A 17063-nucleotide genomic window follows, 5' to 3' on the forward strand; every position below is an offset into this window, starting at 1 on the left:
GTGCCTTGTGCCTAAAATGGTACTGCATTTTGTTCCACCTGTCAAGTAATATTTTGTTTTATTTAGATTTTTTATAATTATTCGCTTATTTAATAAGCTTACCTTTCTAAAGCGATGAAAGTATAACCATTTATAAAATAGTTGGCTAGTTTTTTGGCGGACTTTTTTGTAAAGAAATGTAAAGATGAAAACGATTGGCTTTAGAGATAGGTGAATTTTATAATTAAAATAGGGTATTAGCTTTAGGACTTTTTGATTTTTGCGGAATAATTAATATTGCTGATAACATCTAAAACACAAACACGCCCAACAACCCAGTTTGACGTGCTAGCTTTATTTCGTTATCGGTATATTTTGGCGCTCTGATAAGGCAAACTTATTAATATTGTGGTGCTATCGATGTGTTTTTTGCTTTAAAATCGCTTAGGTAGGATATTGATTTTATTTGATTTTTTGTTTTAGTGAAATTAATTCGCTATAAAGTATCTTTGGGAATTTTATATTTTGTTTAAGCCTATTTGAATGCATTTAAATATTACATGCTAGCTTTAATTTGTTCATGATAAAAAATTCTTACTTGAGATGCTGATTTTCTTAGTTGTCAGCACATTTTGATATTGGAATGTACCAACAACTAGGCAATGTTCTGCTTTATAGACTCTATTTAGCGTAGAATTAATGTTTGACCTATTTACCAATACAAAACGAACTGAATATACGGCCTAATAAATCATCAGAAGTAAATTCTCCTGTGATTTCGCTTAAGGATTCTTGCGCTAATCTTAGCTCTTCCGCAAGCAATTCACCAGCATGGAAGGTGACTAGTTGGTGTTTACCATTATTTAAGTGCTCGGCTGCCTTTTCAAGTGCTTGAAGGTGGCGGCGTCGGGCTAAGAATCCACCTTCAGTGCTGCTAGTAAAGCCCATGGCCTGTTTTAGGTGTTCGCGCAATAAGGTAACGCCTTCGCCTGTTCGTGCCGAAAGTTGAATGAGTGAGTAGCCGTTTACTTCGCTATATCCTAGCTTTTCGCCTGTTAAATCGGCTTTATTACGAATTACGGTTACTGGCATATTTTTAGGTAAGCGTTCAATAAATTCAGGCCATAGCTTTTCTGGGTTGGTTTCTGTTGTGGTTGTGCTGTCAACCATAAATAATACACGATCAGCTTGCTCAATTTCTTGCCAAGCACGTTCTATACCAATTCGTTCCACTTCGTCACTAGCTTCTCGTAAACCTGCGGTATCAATAATGTGTAGTGGCATGCCATCAATATGGATATGTTCACGCAGTACATCACGCGTGGTGCCTGCGATATCGGTCACAATGGCAGCTTCACGCCCAGCTAACGCATTAAGTAAGCTTGATTTTCCTGCATTAGGACGCCCTGCTATGACTACTTTCATGCCTTCTCGTAACAGTGTTCCTTGTTTAGCTTCTTGGCGAACTTCGCTTAAACGAGTTATTACTTGGTTAAGCTGTGCTTCTATTTTGCCGTCAGATAAAAAGTCAATTTCTTCTTCAGGAAAATCGATTGCTGCCTCGGTAAATATGCGTAAATGAATTAAGGATTCAACCAAGGCATTCACTTTTTTAGAAAATACTCCTTGCAAAGATGATATTGCCGATTTTGCCGCTTGTTCTGAGCTAGCATCAATCAAATCAGCAATAGCTTCGGCTTGAGCCAGATCTAGCTTGTCATTTAAAAATGCACGCTCTGAAAACTCTCCCGGCTTTGCAATGCGGATGTTAGGAAGTTCTAATATACGCTTTAAAAGTAGATCCAAAATAACTGGACCACCGTGCCCTTGTAATTCAAGTACATCTTCGCCTGTAAAAGAGTGTGGATTTGGGAAAAACAGCGCAATACCTTCATCTAAGATTGAACCATCAGTAGCTAAAAAAGGAAGATAATGCGCATACCTTGGTTTGGGTATTTGCCCTAATACTGCCTGAGCCACGGCTTGGGCTTGGGGTCCAGAAATGCGCAATATACCTACGCCACCACGACCTGGTGGTGTTGCTTGTGCAACAATTGTGTCTGATTTCATATTTATCTGTAGCTGATTTAAATTTCAATAATTAATGATATCATGGACGCAGGGCAAAAACAGTAGTTACCCGTGCTTTTGCCGTGATGCGCCGATAATTCTAGCTAGATGGTTGACTGGGTAATTGGTTTTCAGGGGGATTACTATCGCTTGGATGGTCGAATAACCAAGAATTTGCTAGTGCTAGGGGTTCTCTTATTAATGCGATATATTTATCTCTTTTAGTCAAATCTAATGGCGCCGCTAAGCCTGATACTTCGTTAATTCCTGAACGTTTAGCAAGCATTAGCGATCGCAATAAATGAAAATCATTGGTTACCACAACCGTTTTGCCTAAAGGTAATATACGATTTGCATAGATAAATTGTTGGGCTGTTCGGGTTGATTTGTCTTCTTGATAAATTCGATTAGCATCGATCCCTTTTTCAATTAAATATTGAGCCATTACACTAGCTTCAGTTGCAGATTCGTTTTTGCCCTGTCCGCCACAAACAACAACTTTGGTTTGTGGGTTATTTTGTAAATAATTTATGGCAATATTTAAACGCTCGGCTAAGGTTGAAGAAGCTATGGCTGGTGTGTTAATCACTTGGGCTCCCAATACGACCAAGGTATCGGCATTTTTTATTGGTTTTTGCAACGAAGATATATAAATCGCAATGTTAGCAATAATGAAATAGGCTAATATTAAGGCTATACCATACTTTATTGATTTTGCTATCATCCATTTTTTCCTTTATTTTTTATAACAATTTTCAAAATGATCGTTAATTAATCCCATGGACTGCATAAAAGCATAACAGATGGTAGAACCAACAAATGTAAAACCTTTGTTTTTTAGCGCTTTTGACATTTTTTCTGATATATCAGTACTTACGGGAACTTCGCTTTTATCATTAAAATGGTTAATAATTGGTTTATTATCAACAAACGACCAGATAAATTGCGAGAAATCTTCACCATTTTTTTGCATGTTTAAATAAGCATGAGCATTTTTTACAATGCTATTTAGCTTTAAACGATTACGAATTAGTCCTTTATTTTTTAAAAGATGTTCAATATCTTCAGGCGTTAGCTGAATAATTTTGTGTGGGTCAAAATTAAAAAAGCAACGTCGATATTCATCTCGTTTTTTCAGAACAGTGATCCACGATAATCCCGCTTGTTGCCCTTCAAGGCAAATTTTTTCAAATAGTTTAAGGCTATCATATTGGGGGTTGCCCCATTCGTTATCGTGGTAATGAATGTATATTGGGTCATCCAAAACCCAACTACAGCGTACTTTGTTGCTATTTGTCATCAAATTTTATCCAATTTATCCATTATTGATTATGCTTTATCGTGATTTATATTTTTTAAGCTTCGATTAGTTGAATTATAAATCAAATAAGTAGTTTTGTTACATACATTAAATTTTTTTATGATGAAAAAAAAGCCTTTTTTTTGTGGCAGAATGAATCTCACGTTTTTAACTTAAATCAATAAAAGATAGATTTTTTATTTTCTAACTTAATTTAATAATAAGGTTTTTCCATGAGTCAGTCTGTAATCAACGCGGAATGGCAGCCTAGTGCTCGACCATTAAATCGGCAGGATTTTAAAACGTTAGTTTTGTCCTCTTTGGGTGGTACATTAGAATTTTATGATTTTGTTATTTATGCGCTTTACATCGATACCATTGTAAAACCACTATTTTTACCGCATTTTTTATCGCCATTAACGTTAGATTTATTTGCATGGGGCATTTTTGCTGCTGGTTATTTGGTTCGTCCTGTTGGTGGCATAATTATGGCGCACTTTGGTGATAAAGTGGGACGTAAGCGAATGTTTACCTTAAGCGTGGCTATGATGGCATTACCTACATTTATCATTGGTGTTTTACCAACTTATGAAGTGATTGGTATTTTTGCACCTCTGTTATTATTAGTAATGCGTATGCTTCAAGGTGCTGCTATTGGTGGTGAAATGCCAGGAGCTTGGGTGTTCATTGCTGAGCATGTGCCAAAGCAACGTTATGGTTTAGGTATCGGTACGTTAACTTCAGGTATTACTGGCGGTATTTTACTTGGCTTTATTGTGACTATCGTTATTGATCTTTGTTTTACCACCGTAAATATTTTAGATTATGCTTGGCGTATTCCGTTTATTATTGGTGGTATTTTTGGCGTTATTTCGGTTTATTTACGTCGATTTTTATCTGAAACACCTATCTTTAAAGAGTTAGCGGCACGCAAAGCAATTGAAAAGAATATTCCTGTCGTTACCGTGCTTCAAAAACATAAAACAGCTTGCCTAATTGTGGCTCTTTTGACTTGGTCGTTGTCGACGGCAATTATGGTGGGTATTTTGATTACACCGGGTCGTATTGTAGGTGGTATGTACCATTTTGCTAATCTTGATTGGCGTATTGGTGGTTGTATTGCTGCACTAACTTTGACTATCGGTTGCGTTATTTTTGGTTGGTTAGAAGATAAAATAGGTACAACCAAAACTATGCTAATTAACTGGGGCGGACTTGCTATTATGAGCATTGTATTTTATAGCTCTTTGTCGCCAGATATGTCCTTAACTAAACTTTATTCGCTTTGGGCTGTATTTGGGCTATTTATTGGTTCTGTTGCAATGACAGCAATAGTTGGTACAAGAGCTTTCCCTCCTGCGATCCGTTATTCGGGTTTGTCATTTTCGTATAATTTAGCCTATGCGCTATTTAGTGCATTTACACCAACATTAACCATTTATCTATTAAGCCCTGAACATTTATTAGGTCAATATAGTTATCTTGGTGCTGGTATTTACATCTCTTTTGTAGCGTTAATTGCGGTTGGGGTCGGTTTCTTTCCTTTAGCTAAAAATGGCTGGCAAAGTGATGCAAATCATTAATCGATAAAAGCCTAAATAATAAAAACATTAATTATAAAAATAATCACGAAAGATCAACACGCCCTAATATATAAAAATATTAACAAAACAGCAGGACTAATAGCCTGCTTTTTTATTACTACTATCGGTCGTTTTTAACGCATGGTAACAAACTCTTCGGCAGCAGTTGGGTGAATAGCCACCGTATTATCAAAGTCTTTTTTAGTTGCTCCCATTTTAAGCGCTACTGCAAAGCCTTGTAACATTTCGTCCATTCCGTAACCAATACCATGAATACCAACAATTTTTTCATCTTTCCCCACGCATACTAATTTCATTCGACAAGGTTGTCGATGCTGTGTTACTGCGGTGTACATTGCTGTAAATGTTGATTTATACACTTTTACGTTTTCTTCACCATACTGCTGTATTGCTTCTGGTTCAGCCAATCCTACTGTACCAATTGCAGGATGAGTAAATACGACGGTCGGAATATTACTGTAATCTAAATGTTCATCAGGTTTATTGTTAAATAACCTTTCTGATAAGCGGCGCCCTGCGGCAACTGCAACAGGTGTTAGCGCTATAGCGCCTGTAATATCATCACCGACAGAATAGATGCCTGGGACATTGGTGTTTTGGTATTTGTCGACGATAACAAAACCTTTATTATCAACCGCAATTCCTGCCGCCTGTAAATTCATGTCATTTGTTGCTGGATCACGTCCAATCGCCCAAATTAAACAATCAACTGTGTAACTTTCGCCATTTTCGAGGTTTAATGTTAGTGAATTATCACTATTTTTAATTACCGATTTTGGAACCGCAAAAGTATGTAATTGTTGTCCTTCAGTAGCAATAACTTCCATTAAGGTTTCAACAATAAGCGGATCAAAAGATCGTAGTGGTGTAGCATTGCGAACAAATTGATGTGTTTGTGCACCCAAGCCGTGTAATACGCTTGCTATTTCACAAGCAATATAACCTGCGCCAACAACTGCCACACGTTTTGGCAAGGCTTTTAGAGCAAAAAAGCCATCTGAAGTAATGCCATATTGCGCACCTGGAATATTGGGAATGCTTGGTTTTCCGCCAACAGCAATTAGAATATGATCAGCACTATAGTGTTCGCCATTTACCTCAACGGTATGAGAGTCAACAAATTTTGCATAGCCATGAATGACATCAACTTTGTTATTAGTAAGAACCCGATCGTAAGACTGATGAATGCGATCAATATAAGCAGTTCGACTAGCAATTAATTTATCCCAATTGAATTGATTAATAGTGGTATCAAAACCATAATCGGGACCATAATGTTTTATAGCTTCTGCAATTTGAGCACCATACCACATTACTTTTTTGGGTACACAACCAACATTAACACAGGTTCCACCTAATAATTTGGCTTCAATAATGGCACATTTCTTTCCGTAGGACGCAGCTCGATTAATTGATGCTATCCCTCCACTACCACCACCAATGGCAATGTAATCATAATGTTTGGTCATAAAATATCCTTAATACTCTTTTTCGTTATTTGCTTATTAGCTTTGCATAAAGATCACAATAAAAAAAGTATTAATTTTGAAATTTAACAATAGTTATTAACGATTGATTAAAGTGTATTAATTTTTTTTACTGATTTTTATCTTAAACAAGAATTAACTAAGGTTATTAAGAGCTGAAAAGCCAATTGGCTACTTATTTCCAAGTAGCCAATTTTATTTGTGATTATTTAGCTTAGCGTTTTTTTTATTGCATTAATAATGTTGGTTGTTGAACATCCATCTTCAAAATTGAGCACTTTAACAGTTCCACCAGCAGCAATAACTTCTTTACCGCCAGCGATATCTTCAGGTTTATAATCACCACCTTTGACTAATACATCGGGTAAAATAGTGGCTATTAATCGCTGTGGTGTTTCTTCCTCAAATGATACGACCCAATCAACTGAATCAAGTGCACCTAATACAATCATTCGTTGCATAAGTGGGTTTATTGGTCTTGATTCACCTTTTAACTGCTTAACCGAGGCATCGCTGTTCACAGCAACTATTAGACGATCACCAAGTTTACGCGCATTAGCAAGGTAAGAAACATGTCCTGCGTGTAAAATATCAAAGCAACCATTGGTCATGACAATTTTTTCACCACGCATCCGTGCTTTTTGAACTTCTTCTTTAAGTTCTTCTTCTGTCATTACACCAAATCCGTCATCGGCACGTGCTCGAATGGCATTACTTAACTCTACTTGTGATACTGTTGAAGTGCCAAGTTTACCAACAACAACACCCGCTGCCGCATTGGCTAAGAAACAGCTTTCCTCTAAAGATTGCCCTGCGGCTAAAGCTGCAGCTAATGTGGCAATTACAGTATCGCCAGCACCTGTTACATCAAATACTTCTTTAGCTTGAGTCGGTAGATGATAAGTTGGTTTATCTAATTGAAGCAATGTCATGCCTTTTTCGCTTCGTGTAACCAATAGCGCTTTTAGTTGGTACTGTTTAATCAGTTGGTGGCCTTTTTCTATGATTTCATCTTCACTTTGACAATGACCAACTACCGCCTCAAACTCTGACATATTAGGGGTTAAGATTGTTGCACCGCGGTAACGTTTAAAATCAGTCCCTTTAGGATCAACTAGAATTGGTACATTTGCTTGATTAGCAAGCTTAATTATTGCTTGAACTGCTGATAATGCACCTTTAGCATAGTCCGACAGAACCAATACTTTATGCGTCGCCAATGCTGTTTGAATACGCTCAAGAATAGGAGTTGCATCAACATTGCCAAATCCTTCTTCAAAATCAATACGGATCAATTGTTGATTGCGTGATAGGACTCGTAGTTTAGTTATGGTTGGGTGTGTTGAAACAGAGACAAAATCACATTGAACTTTGTGGTTACTTAGCAGTTCATCAAGAATTTTGGCTGGTTCATCAATACCTGTTAATCCAATTAGTCTTGCGTTACCACAAAGCGATGTAATATTCATAGCAACATTAGCCGCACCACCTGGTCGCTCTTCTAAAGAGTCAATTTTAACTACAGGTACTGGCGCTTCGGGGGATATCCGATTAGTTCCTCCATACCAATAGCGATCTAACATAATATCGCCTACAACTAATACATTGGCACAATTAAAATCAGGTAATGAGGTCTTCATTATGACTTGTTATCCTTAATTATTCAGTTAATTCATCTTTTATCTGTTAACTATCTTTATCAGATTCATAACTGTCGTTATCTTCTGTTTTGTCATTTTTTCGTGGTTGATAAAAACGGGCAAAAAAAGTGCCGATTTCAAACAGTAAACAGATAGGTACAGCTAGTAATATTTGTGAAAATACATCGGGAGGTGTAACAAACATTGCAACGGCAAACACTCCAACAATTATATAAGGGCGCTTTTTTCGTAGACTTTTAGGCGTAGTTATTCCTGTCCAACAAAGTAGTATAATGGCAACTGGCACTTCGAAAGCAAATCCAAAAACAATAAAGAGTGTCATTACAAAATCAAGGTATTTTGTAATATCTGTATTGATAGCTACATCAATAGGTGCAGTGTGAATAAAAAAGTAAAATGCTAGTGGAAACACCACAAAGTAAGCAAATGCGATACCAAGATAAAAGAGAATTGTGCTTGATACAATTAACGGCATTACTAGACGTTTTTCATGTTGATATAGTGCTGGTGCGATAAATCCCCAAACTTGATACAGTATGTAAGGAATTGAGATAAATATTGCCACCACAGCAGTTAGCTTAATTGGAGTAAAAAATGGCGCTGCAATATCTGTTGCTATCATGCTACTACCTTGAGGTAATTGGCTGATAAGTGGATTTGCCACGATATGATAAATATCATTGGAAAAATAGAGTAAGCAAGCTAATACTAGCAAAATACAGATAATAGAGCGTAGAAGCCGTGTTCTAAGTTCAACAAGATGTCCAATTAATGGTTGTGTAGCGTCGTCGGTCATGATTTATTTTTATCTGAGTGAGAGTGAGAATCGATCAGCGTTGCAGAGTCGATCTCGTTTTGTAATGATTCTGTTACGCGCTTTAAATCATCAATTGATTCTTGAATCTCTGGCGTAAGTGTTGTTAAACCACTTTGTTCAGCCTTTTTTAGACTGTCTTGTAACTCTTGCAGTTTAAGTTCTTTATTTAATTCTAACTGTACAGTAGCAGACATTCGGCGGAGTACTTTTATCCATCCTGCAACTGTTTTTATGGCAATAGGTAACCTTTCTGGCCCTAAAACCACCAGACCAATAATTAATACCAATAGTAACTGACCAAAGCTGATGTCGAACACGGGTTACTCTTTTTTGCTATTGTTAGTATCTGTATTGTTAGTATCTGATGAGTCAATATTCTCGACTTTTTGTAAATTGTCTTGCTCTTTTTGGTCGTGGCCGTCATCATCATTCATCGCTTTTTTAAAGCCTTTAATTGATGCACCAAGATCGGAGCCTAATGTTCGTAATTTTTTTGTTCCAAATAACAAAACAACAACAGCAACTAATATGAGGAGTTGAGGCAAGCTTGGCATCATGATAATTATCTCCAGTAAGGTTAATACCTAAATTATACACACAAACTACAATTTTCCCAAATAACTAGTTTTGTGCTCAATTCTTAATGCACAATTAGTATAATAATACATAATGCACAAAATAGTGCAATCGCTGTATATAAATTTCGTTCACGCTTTTTACTACGCTGAAGTTCTTGATTGATTTGCTGTAATTGAACATTCATTTGTTTAGAAATTCGTTCATAATCATTTAATTTTTCTGGTAACTGTGGCAACATGACCCGCCACTGAGGCAACGATTCCCAAGCTTGTTGTAGTATCTTTTTAGCACTATATTTATCTCGATACCACTTTTCTAAAAACGGCTTTGCTGTTTGCCACAAATCAAGTTCTGGATAAAGCTGACGACCAAGTCCTTCAATATAAAATAGCGTTTTTTCAAGTAAGGTTAGTTGGGGTTGGATATCCATGTCAAATTGACGTGCAACTTGAAATAATTGCAGTAAAATCTGTGAAAATGAGATTTCAGAAAGTGGTTTTGAAAATGCGGGCTCACATACATTGCGCATTGCCATTTCAAGTGCAATAACATCTGTTGTTGCTGGTACCCAGCCTGATGCAATATAGGTTTCGGCTATTTTTCGATAATCTCGATTGAAAAATGCTAAGAAATTTTCTGCAAGATAGCGTTGATCATCAGCACTTAATATACCAACAATCGCACAATCAATACCAATATAACGTGGATTTTGTGGTTCTGTAATATCAACAAAAATGTTGCCTGGATGCATGTCAGCATGAAAAAAGTTATCACGAAACACTTGGGTAAAAAAAGCTTGTACTCCTCGTTCTGCAAGTAATTTCATATCAACATTATTTTGCTTTAACTGATCGATATCTGCAATGGGGATCCCTTTAATGCGCTCTTCAACCATCACATTTTTTCGACATAAATCTTGGTAAACATAAGGGATATATAAAATGTCGCTATTGATAAAATTATCGCGTAATCTAGCCGTGTTGTAAGCTTCTTTTTGTAAATCTAACTCTTTTAATAGTGTCATTTCATAATCATGCACTATTTCAACCGCTCGTAATTTTTCGCCTGATTCAATCCGCTTAGTTAATTGTTTAGCCACCCAATACATCAAACTAATATCGGCTTGGATAACGTGTAAAATGTTAGGACGCAATACTTTGATAACTACTTCGGCTTGACTACGTTTTAATATCGCCTTATGAACTTGTGCTATTGATGCTGATGCTATTGGTTTTTCGTCAAAATCTGCAAAATAATAATCAATTGGCTGCTCTAAAGCTGACTCAATTATTTGTTTGGCAATTTTACCGTCAAAAGGGTTAACTTGGTCTTGTAATTTTGCCAAAGCATCGGCTATGTGTTTTGGTAAAATATCTCGTCGAGTTGAGATCATTTGTCCAATTTTCACCCAAACTGGACCTAGTTCTTGTAACGCTAGTTGTAAACGTTCACCGATTTCTTGATGTTTTGCTTTAGCTCTAACCCAAAACATACAAAATAATAAAGTACGCAACCATTTTGATGAACGATGTTTTGGCAACAATTCATTTAATTGATAAGCTCGAAATACAGTTAATATCTTAAACAGTCTAAAAAATGTCATTATTATTCATCGCATCAAAATTTAAAGCCAGTATGTAACGCAACTATACCACCAGTCATATTGTGATATTTCACATCGACAAATCCTGCATCTTCCATCATTTTTTTCAATGTATTTTGATCAGGATGCATACGGATAGATTCAGCTAAATAACGGTAACTTTCAGAATCATTTGCCACTATTTTCCCCATCAATGGTAGCATGGTAAATGAGTATAGATCATACGCTTTATTCAGAATTTGATATTGCGGTTTAGAGAATTCAAGAATTAATAAACGCCCGCCAGGTTTTAATACTCGCCACATGGATCGTAATGCTTTTTCTTTGTCGGTGACATTACGTAATCCAAATGAAATAGTAATACAATCGAAATAGTTATCTGCAAAAGGTAATTCCTCGGCATTAGCTTGTACATATTCAATGTTTTTAAATAAGCCTTTGTCACGTAGCTTATCTCGTCCCACTTTTAACATCGATTCGTTAATATCAGCTAACACAACCAATCCATCATCACCAACAAGTTGCGAGAATTTTGCCGTTAAATCACCAGTGCCTCCTGCCAAATCTAAAACTTTTTGACCTTTACGCACGCTACTATATTCAATGGTAATTTTTTTCCAAATACGATGTATGCCAAATGACATTAGATCATTCATAACATCATATTTATCAGCAACAGAATGAAATACTTCAGCAACACGTTTTACTTTTTCTTGTTTGGGAACTTGTTTGTAACCAAAATCAATTTTTTCTTGATTTGTATCGTCTTGTTTGTCAGAAGATTGAGACATAAAAATTTACCTATCACAAATATTTGACTTATTTTAACATAAGCCACAATAAATGTGATGAACTAAATCAATAATGCTTCAACCTCTTTTGTGATTGTTTCAAAATGTTCCAGCCGTGAGGATTTTGGATTTAAATCTTTTTCATGAATGACTAAATCAAAATGATAACTGTCTTTAAAAGCTTTTAAAATTTTATTATCTTTTTGAAATAATTGATGGTAGTACTGTGCTAATGTTTCAAAATCAATTGAGGTAAAAACAACCTTATTGGCGCTTTCAACAGCTTTTGAAATCCGTTCTACATGTAACATCGCAATTTTCATAAAATCGGATTCACTCAAATAGCGTTTGTTATGCTGAGTTAAGATTTCTCGCTCAATATAATTAATATAACCGTTAGGTACATATTGAGTATTATAAATATTGGCAAATTGAATAGGTAAATCACGAAATCTATTTTGACCAACAATAGCTACTTTTTTAACAAAAAAAGGTTTTGCTGCTTGTGCGATATAAGACCAGTTTTTATAAGGATTTTCACGGATTTGGGTTGCGCTGATGCTTATAAAATCTCGATTGGCATCAACAATGATTACCGGACAGCCAAAATAGAGTTCATGATTTTTGACATCTTGCGGTTCACTAGTAAATACTACGTTAGGCTTAATTTTATGTTCGGAAAGAATTTGCTTAACGCGACAACTCCAATCTTGCCATCCATTGGGATAAAATTCAATACCAGCTTCATCAAGTACATGGATATGAATATTGTGGCGATCTTTAAACGTCTCTTTTAACCATGAAAAGCGGTCGCTAACTTGTGGTTGTTTGGGTAAGCGGCTTTTATCAAATAGCTGCTTATCACGTGATTCCTCACAGCCCAATATGATATGTAACACATCAACTTGGCTCATTGCTTTTTCAATCAAATAAATATGACCACAATGTAAAGGATAAAACTTCCCAAAAATTAAACCAACTTTATGCTTTAAAGCCATAACCATTACCAATAACACACAATAACTAATAACAATTTACAGAAAAAAAAAGCAATTTCTAATCAAATCATGCTATTTGATATATTTTACCAATTAGTAAAATAACTTTTACCATACAAATAGTTGATAATAAAGATAAAATAATACTTTATTATTTTTGTAAATTAGATAATAAAATACCCGTTGCAACCGAAATATTTAACGCAGGCATGTTATCATTTCCCTTTAAATGGACAACAACATTAGCACAATTAATAAGTTTTATATTAATTTGTTGAAATATAACTAACGCAACTTTTTTATCAAACTTGATTTTATGCAATTGAGTTGATGCAATGGATTTTGCCTGACACGGTAATAACGCAACAACTTGGTAACCACGCTGTTTAAGCATATCAAGTGAAGCAACAAAATCATCACTTTTAATTGATTCAACAGCCTCAATACCACCTTCTGCCACACGCATGGCAGCGCCACTATCGAGTAAATTTGTTTGACGTAATATAACGCCATTAACACCATAAAAAGCAGCACTACGAATTAAGCCACCTAAATTATGGGGATTATGAACATCGTCAATAGCTAAAATACAATCATGATCTTTATTACTATTGTTTTCTAAATAATCCAATAAGGTAAGTGGAACACGTTTTTTTACAATTAGGCAGACACCGCCATGGTGCTGAGTTTGAGTTATTTTACTAATTTGCTCACTAGAGATAACATCATAACCTAACCGTTGTTTGACTAACCAGTCTATTAGATCTTTAAACTGGTAAGTCACCTCTTGGGTAATAAATAGTTTAACAATAGCTGTGCGTCGATGTTTGAAAACTGCTTTACAGCTATTTTCACTATAAACTAAAGTTTCTTCTTTACGTTGGCGATAGCCATCATAACCAAAGGTCGGTACTTGATCATTAGCACGAACCTTTTTTTGCCATGGTGAATCATTATCGATAGATGATTGAGATTGATTAAGTTCAACATTAAACCGCTTTTTTGCAAACTCAGATTTATCATTTCGAGGTTTGAATGTTTCAATACGATCATGACGATCTCGTTTAGATTTCAACTGAAATGAATCATCTTTACGCTTCTCTTTCCATCGAGAGGGCTTTTCAATAGCCGAGCGAGAATGTTTTTTAGATTCACTATTTTTGGCGTAAAAAATAGATGGTTTATTTTTTTCGGTATTGTCGTTCATATCAATCTCACAATTAATCGGTTATCGCGTACGGATGGTTGGGGCTATTTTATCTAATACGCCATTAACAAATTTATGGCTGTCAGCAGCACCGAAGGTTTTTGTTAAATCAATGGCTTCATTAATTACCACTTTATAGGGCACATCTTGACGTTTCATTAATTCATACAGTGCGATTCTAAGTATCGCTAATTCAATTTGTCCTAATTCATCAACAGATCGTTCAGTGAGATAAGGCGTCATTTTATCATCTAATTCGGCAGTATTTTTTGCTACACCATTTAATAATTCACGAAAATACTTAGAATCGACGCCTTTCATATCTTGTTCTGCAATAAAACTTGTCTCAACATCAGCAAGATCGTTTCTAGAAACTTGCCAAGAGTAAATGGCTTGTACCGCACATTCTCTTGCTCGACGACGAGGATTAACTAATGCCACAAAATTACTCCTTAATTGCTTTAATAATATTTAGCATTTCCAGCGCAGTTAATGCAGCTTCAGCCCCTTTATTGCCTGCCTTAGTGCCTGCACGTTCAATTGCTTGTTCTATACTTTCGGTGGTTAAAATACCAAACCCTACTGGAATAGTGTTATCTAAACTTGTACTTAATAATCCAGAGCTTGATTCACCAGCAACAAAATCAAAATGCGCTGTACTACCACGAATTACGGTACCTAACGCCACCACGGCATCATATTTTTTTGACTGTGCGGCAACTTTAACAGCTAGAGGAATTTCATAAGCACCAGGAACCCAAATAACAGTGATATTTTTATCATCAACTTGTCCTATACGTGTCAATGCATCAATTGCACCATTTACTAGGCTATCATTAATAAAATGATTAAAACGCGCCACTACAATTGCAACTTTAGCTTTTGGTGCAGCAACTTTACCTTCAATCGTTTGCATATAAATTCCTTATTAATTCTATTTTATGCCATTTCACTCTGTTTTGCGTGAAAATTACTAAATAAATTGTATCACGAATTATAGACTTATCCTATTGGCAAATAGCGTTACGACCAAGTTCTACCCAATATATTATTTAAAATAAACGCAAAGAATTTAACTATTTGCAAATGTATTATTTGTTAAATTTAAAATTAATTTAAATTTTGTTGTTATTTCAACCATCATTATTAGAAACAACCTTAATTTATTTCTATTTCAATGTTTATTTTTGCACTTAATGGCATATTTACTAAATATGTTTTTACCAAAATAAGGAATCTTATTTTTATCGCTTGCAAGCAATTTTGAACAAATTACAATAGTCTATAGATTTATTTATTATTGATGGAGAAATACCTGTGTATATTGACAATATTCGTGATGAATTAAACCAAGCTATTGACGTATTAACTAATTTTGTTTCAGACGATAAAAATCTCCAACAAATCCAAAAAGCTGCTATTTTAATTGCTGATTCGTTTAAACATGGTGGTAAAGTTTTATCATGTGGTAATGGTGGCTCTCATTGTGATGCTATGCATTTTGCTGAAGAATTAACTGGTCGCTATCGTGATAATCGCCCTGCTTATCCTGCGATTGCCATATCAGATGTAAGCCACATTTCGTGTGTAGGTAATGATTTTGGATTTGATTCTATTTTTTCACGTTATGTTGAAGGTGTAGGTCAAAAAGGTGATGTGCTTTTAGGTATCTCAACTTCAGGAAATTCAGCTAACGTGCTTAGGGCTATTGAAGCAGCAAAACAAAAAGGGATGAAAATTATTACGTTAACTGGTAAAGATGGTGGTAAGATGAATGGACTTGCTGATGTTGATATTCGTGTTCCACATTTTGGTTATGCCGATCGTGTGCAAGAAATCCATATCAAAGTTATTCATATTCTTATTCTGTTAATTGAAAAAGAGATGGCAAAATAATATGTGTGAATTATTGGGTATGAGTGCTAATGTGCCAACCGATATCTGCTTTAGTTTTACTAGTTTAATTAAACGAGGTGGGGACAAAGGTCCTCACAAAGATGGTTGGGGAATTACTTTCTACGAAGGAAAAGGTTGCCGAACATTTAAAGATCCTGAGCCTTGTAGCTATTCGCCTATTGCTAAAATGGTGAAAGAATATCCCATCAAATCTAAAGCTGTGATTGCTCATATTCGACAAGCAAATCGAGGCGGTGTCGCACTAGAAAATACCCACCCATTCACCCGCGAACTCTGGGGTAAAAATTGGACTTTTGCCCACAATGGACAATTAACCAATTACCAAAATTTAGATACAGGGCTTTTTCAACCTATTGGAGAAACCGATAGCGAATACGCTTTTTGCTATTTAATTAATCAATTACAGCAAAAATATTCACAAAAACCTGTCGATGATCTTGAGCTATTTAATTTTATTAAGCAATGTGCCGATCAATTAAGCCAACTAGGCATATTCAATATGCTACTTTCTGATGGGCAATATGTGTTTACCTATTGTACAACGAATTTGCATTGGATAACCCGCAAAGCACCATTTGGCAAAGCAAAATTATTGGACGAAGATGTAGAAATTGATTTTCAAAAACATACAACACCCAATGATATTGTTACTATCATTTCAACCTTACCATTAACTTCAAATGAGATATGGCAAAAACTTAATACTGGCGAAGCGATTTTATTTAAAGATGGCAAAATTAGCCAATCTTCCGCATTTTAATAGGGTGTATTGGTGACTCATTTTGAAATTGATAATGCAGATAACTTAAAGTTATCCATAACATTATAGGTTTTTAGCTAGAGCAATCAGCAATACCATTGCCAATAATATACCAAAACCTTGTGAATAAATTGCCGAAATCCTAACGCAAAACCAACAAAAAGTGCACTCCAACAAACTTGGCTAACAAAGTGGGTTGAAACAAGCAGAAACACAACATAAAAACCCAAGACAATAAACAGATTATCAAGTAAAAGTATTTACCGACCTGTTTTACGAATTTGAGATGG

At 35.5% G+C, this 17063-nt stretch carries 16 protein-coding genes and 1 pseudogene; 3 read left to right on the plus strand and 14 right to left on the minus strand.

Annotated elements, in window-relative coordinates:
* Positions 1-687: 687 nt before the first annotated feature.
* The 3 genes from mnmE to ACGH80_RS06525 form a co-directional block, all read right to left on the minus strand.
* On the minus strand, positions 688-2049 hold the full coding sequence (mnmE, locus tag ACGH80_RS06515; protein ID WP_296317207.1) for a tRNA uridine-5-carboxymethylaminomethyl(34) synthesis GTPase MnmE: 1362 nt from the start codon (positions 2047-2049) through the stop codon (positions 688-690).
* A 100-nt stretch (positions 2050-2149) separates the two neighbouring features.
* On the minus strand, positions 2150-2773 hold the full coding sequence (locus ACGH80_RS06520) for a YdcF family protein (protein WP_174798639.1): 624 nt from the start codon (positions 2771-2773) through the stop codon (positions 2150-2152).
* A gap of 12 nt (positions 2774-2785) precedes the next feature.
* Positions 2786-3349, minus strand: coding sequence for a DNA-3-methyladenine glycosylase I (locus tag ACGH80_RS06525; protein WP_174798640.1), 564 nt, complete (start codon positions 3347-3349; stop codon positions 2786-2788).
* Positions 3350-3582: 233 nt separating this feature from the next.
* Here ACGH80_RS06525 and ACGH80_RS06530 point away from each other — a divergent pair, with 233 nt between their 5' ends.
* Positions 3583-4932: an MFS transporter gene (locus tag ACGH80_RS06530; RefSeq protein ID WP_174798641.1), complete on the plus strand. Its 1350-nt coding sequence runs from the start codon at positions 3583-3585 to the stop codon at positions 4930-4932.
* A 134-nt stretch (positions 4933-5066) separates the two neighbouring features.
* Here the strand turns inward: ACGH80_RS06530 and gorA are convergent, their stop codons facing one another.
* The 11 genes and pseudogenes from gorA to ribE form a co-directional block, all read right to left on the minus strand.
* A complete protein-coding gene (gene gorA, locus ACGH80_RS06535) occupies positions 5067-6422 on the minus strand; it encodes a glutathione-disulfide reductase (RefSeq protein WP_411630718.1) in 1356 nt (451 codons plus the stop codon).
* Positions 6423-6649: 227 nt separating this feature from the next.
* Positions 6650-8080 carry a bifunctional D-glycero-beta-D-manno-heptose-7-phosphate kinase/D-glycero-beta-D-manno-heptose 1-phosphate adenylyltransferase HldE gene (gene hldE / locus ACGH80_RS06540; protein ID WP_411630720.1) on the minus strand — a complete coding sequence of 477 codons (1431 nt, stop codon included), beginning with the start codon at positions 8078-8080 and terminating at the stop codon, positions 6650-6652.
* Between the two features lie 46 nt (positions 8081-8126).
* Complete coding sequence (tatC, locus tag ACGH80_RS06545) at positions 8127-8897, minus strand: twin-arginine translocase subunit TatC (RefSeq protein ID WP_065609060.1); 771 nt, start codon at positions 8895-8897, stop codon at positions 8127-8129.
* Positions 8898-8947: 50 nt separating this feature from the next.
* Positions 8948-9235 (minus strand): annotated as a pseudogene (gene tatB / locus ACGH80_RS06550) (Sec-independent protein translocase protein TatB); the annotation flags it as partial.
* A gap of 3 nt (positions 9236-9238) precedes the next feature.
* Positions 9239-9472, minus strand: a complete 234-nt coding sequence (gene tatA / locus ACGH80_RS06555) for a twin-arginine translocase TatA/TatE family subunit (RefSeq protein ID WP_051634208.1) — start codon at positions 9470-9472, stop codon at positions 9239-9241.
* 86 nt (positions 9473-9558) lie between these two features.
* Positions 9559-11100 carry a ubiquinone biosynthesis regulatory protein kinase UbiB gene (ubiB, locus tag ACGH80_RS06560; protein WP_174798645.1) on the minus strand — a complete coding sequence of 514 codons (1542 nt, stop codon included), beginning with the start codon at positions 11098-11100 and terminating at the stop codon, positions 9559-9561.
* Between the two features lie 14 nt (positions 11101-11114).
* The gene (ubiE, locus tag ACGH80_RS06565; protein ID WP_034911549.1) at positions 11115-11891 is read right to left on the minus strand and encodes a bifunctional demethylmenaquinone methyltransferase/2-methoxy-6-polyprenyl-1,4-benzoquinol methylase UbiE; all 777 of its coding nucleotides are present in this window, start codon (positions 11889-11891) and stop codon (positions 11115-11117) included.
* A gap of 62 nt (positions 11892-11953) precedes the next feature.
* Positions 11954-12889 carry a multifunctional transcriptional regulator/nicotinamide-nucleotide adenylyltransferase/ribosylnicotinamide kinase NadR gene (nadR, locus tag ACGH80_RS06570; protein WP_174798646.1) on the minus strand — a complete coding sequence of 312 codons (936 nt, stop codon included), beginning with the start codon at positions 12887-12889 and terminating at the stop codon, positions 11954-11956.
* Positions 12890-13040: 151 nt separating this feature from the next.
* Positions 13041-14096, minus strand: coding sequence for a TrmH family RNA methyltransferase (locus ACGH80_RS06575; RefSeq protein ID WP_411578395.1), 1056 nt, complete (start codon positions 14094-14096; stop codon positions 13041-13043).
* Positions 14097-14117: 21 nt separating this feature from the next.
* Positions 14118-14537 carry a transcription antitermination factor NusB gene (nusB, locus tag ACGH80_RS06580; protein WP_034911540.1) on the minus strand — a complete coding sequence of 140 codons (420 nt, stop codon included), beginning with the start codon at positions 14535-14537 and terminating at the stop codon, positions 14118-14120.
* A gap of 4 nt (positions 14538-14541) precedes the next feature.
* A complete protein-coding gene (ribE, locus tag ACGH80_RS06585; RefSeq protein WP_034911536.1) occupies positions 14542-15012 on the minus strand; it encodes a 6,7-dimethyl-8-ribityllumazine synthase in 471 nt (156 codons plus the stop codon).
* Positions 15013-15413: 401 nt separating this feature from the next.
* Here ribE and lpcA point away from each other — a divergent pair, with 401 nt between their 5' ends.
* Together lpcA and ACGH80_RS06595 are read left to right on the plus strand one after the other, a co-directional pair.
* Positions 15414-15992 (plus strand): D-sedoheptulose 7-phosphate isomerase, encoded by a 579-nt coding sequence (gene lpcA / locus ACGH80_RS06590; RefSeq protein ID WP_065589449.1) that lies wholly within the window; start codon positions 15414-15416, stop codon positions 15990-15992.
* A 1-nt stretch (position 15993) separates the two neighbouring features.
* Entirely contained in the window at positions 15994-16773 is a 780-nt protein-coding gene (locus tag ACGH80_RS06595) for a class II glutamine amidotransferase (RefSeq protein WP_411630721.1), read from the plus strand.
* Positions 16774-17063: the final 290 nt, after the last annotated feature.

The organism is Gilliamella sp. BG1, assembly GCF_046635625.1.
GTDB classification, from domain to species: domain Bacteria; phylum Pseudomonadota; class Gammaproteobacteria; order Enterobacterales; family Orbaceae; genus Gilliamella; species Gilliamella bombi.